The organism is Pseudoalteromonas sp. G5_S1_14_S5, assembly GCF_054968605.1.
The window spans coordinates 1-2427 of the sequence record NZ_JBQKUM010000161.1; the positions used below are offsets into that span (position 1 = coordinate 1).

Sequence of the window (2427 nt, forward strand, 5' to 3'; positions counted from 1 at the left end):
ACTAGCCCCAAGGTTATGTTGAGCATGCGCATCCCCCTGCTCAGCAGCTTTTCGATACCAATACACAGCCTGCTTATAATCTTGGAGTACGCCTTCGCCATTGTCGTACATTGACCCAAGGTTATATTGAGAACGCGCATCCCCCTGCTCAGCCAAAGGAACTCACTCATTGTAGGCTGTTTTAAACTCACCTTGATTGTAAGCATCAAGACCTTTATTAAAGTCTGCCGACTGTGCAAACGGTGTAAACAAGAGCAAAGCGAGTGTGATCATTCCCCTCACAGATGAAACCTATTTGTAAAATAAAAAAGGTATATTAATTTTTTAAACATACAGACTAAAGGCTGAGTAGTCCCATGATCGGGCTGGCAAGAGCTGGAGTAAAAGAGACTCAAAGCCGCTATGTTTTGATGGCGCATGACTGGTGTCATGTCAACTTTTCTAAACATCAGAGTAAGTTTGATAAGACCCAGATGTCTCATGCTTTGGATGTGGGGTACGAGTTACAAGCCTCTCTACTTGTTGATGCTGACACGGGAGAGCCTATCGCTCCAGCGGGCCTGAACTTATTGACTGAGAAAGGCATTTATCAATGTCGGTCTCAAGACATTCAACCGAAACAAAGCTATCTGGACTCACTGTTTGATAGCATTCAATGGTAAGAACAATTGCGTTTAGATAAGCCTTTAGTCCACGTTGTCGACAGGGAAGCGGATTCAGCAAAAGATCTAAGACGGTTAGGGTCTATAAATTGGTTAACACGAACAAAAAAAACCTCTATTTTCTGTCATGAAGGGCAATTTAAAACGGCTGAGGCAATCGGTCGAAAGCTAAATCCAGATATCAAAGGCGTTGTTTCAATACGAGGCAGAGAGGGTTATCTTTTTGTCGGAGAGACGAAGGTTGAGTTGCAGAGAAAGTCGGAAAAGTTGGCGTCGCAAGCGCCTGAATGTCGCCTTGTTATGAGCTTAGTGACCGATGAAAAAGGCAATGAGTTGGCAAGGTGGTATTTATTGTCGAATGTTTTCGATGTTGATGCGACAGAGATAGCGATGTGGTATTGCCATCGCTGGAATATTGAGTCTTGGTTCAAGCTGTTGAAAACGAATGGTCATCAGCTTGAGAAATGGCAACAAACAACGGGTGAATTGATACTCAAACGATTAATTGTGGCCAGTGTTGCAACGACGCTCGTTTTCAAGCTTTACTCAGATAAGTCAGAAGAAGCGAATGAATTTAAAGGTTTTTTAGTGAAATTAAGCGGGTGTTTAACGAAGCGTTCAAAGCCAGTGACACATTCAGCCTTGCTTGCTGGCCTCTGGGTGTTCTTACAAATGTGCTAGGTATTGAACACTTACACGACAGAGGAAATCAATAGGATGAAAGAGTTGGCCAGTTCGTTTTTGCTCAATTTGTGTAGATACCTATGCCTAGAAGGTGATTAGAATTCAAGCAGCCAGCCGTTATTTTCAAAGAAATAACAGTTGCCACTTGATATTAGAAAGTGTCGTACTTCGGAGTTGAATTAAGGCATTAACAATTAAAAAAGCAGAGAAGTACCTTTCGAATGAAAGGTACTTCTTGTTTGCTATACCTTAAATTTTATAATTTGGGTATTATTTCTTTAAAGATATATTTACGCTCCTGTAGTTTCTTATATCGTAGCGAAAGCGAATATAATTACCCTCTTTTTTATTGACGATTTTTCCTATCAAGCCCTGTTCAGTAGTAGAGCCTACTTGAACGTCTTCCAGATCCATTTTTTGTACTCTTCTGGCAATGAGTGGCGCCCATTTGTGTTTGAACCTTTGCGCTGCTCTCTTAATTGGTATCTCAAGCTCTGTGGTTTTATTATGAGGGCCCCAAGTAAAAGTAACCACTATCACATCGCCGACATCCAATTTATTGACGCTAGGGGTGTTAGTTAACTCTATTGCTACATCTTGGTACAAGTTTAAGTAAAGATTAGACAATGGCCCTTTCCCATTAAATAAGGCCATTTGACCATTTTCAGATCTCATGTAAATACCGTATTCATTTCCTGCATTTACAATTTTTGCAATATCTTTAACTTTGTTAAAGACCGATTCTCCTTTATTTATCGCAACTTTAAATTCAAAATTATTGTTTAGAGAGTCTGCTCCACTCAAAACAACCCAACCATCGTGATTAGCCCTAACAACATTCATCACGGTTGATTCAAAGTACTGCGCACCATCGTGCTTGTCCTCGTTATCACCTATCCTGTCGCGGTCAGTATCAGCCCATTCAAGTTCGTTATCGGGGAAAGCGTCGACTATATCAGGATAGCCGTCGCCATCGCTATCTTTCAGACTGATATCAACTCGGTTAATCAAGGCCTGCAACGCCGCCACATCAGCAATGTCACGTTCAGCTGCAATCGCTAATTGGTAATCAGCCTCATTC

General features: G+C 41.4%; 2 protein-coding genes and 1 pseudogene. 1 reads left to right on the forward strand and 2 read right to left on the reverse strand.

What is annotated here, in order from left to right:
* On the reverse strand, window positions 1–156 hold a 156-nt coding region (locus tag ACTRWI_RS22255; protein WP_499133874.1), incomplete at its 3' end, for a tetratricopeptide repeat protein.
* Window positions 157–344: 188 nt separating this feature from the next.
* Here ACTRWI_RS22255 and ACTRWI_RS22260 point away from each other — a divergent pair.
* Window positions 345–1445, forward strand: a pseudogene (locus ACTRWI_RS22260) (IS4-like element ISPpr4 family transposase); the annotation flags it as partial.
* A gap of 171 nt (window positions 1446–1616) precedes the next feature.
* On the opposite strand, the gene ACTRWI_RS22265 reads toward ACTRWI_RS22260, so the two are convergent.
* The coding region (locus ACTRWI_RS22265; RefSeq protein WP_499133873.1) for a hypothetical protein at window positions 1617–2427 on the reverse strand (811 nt) is incomplete at its 5' end.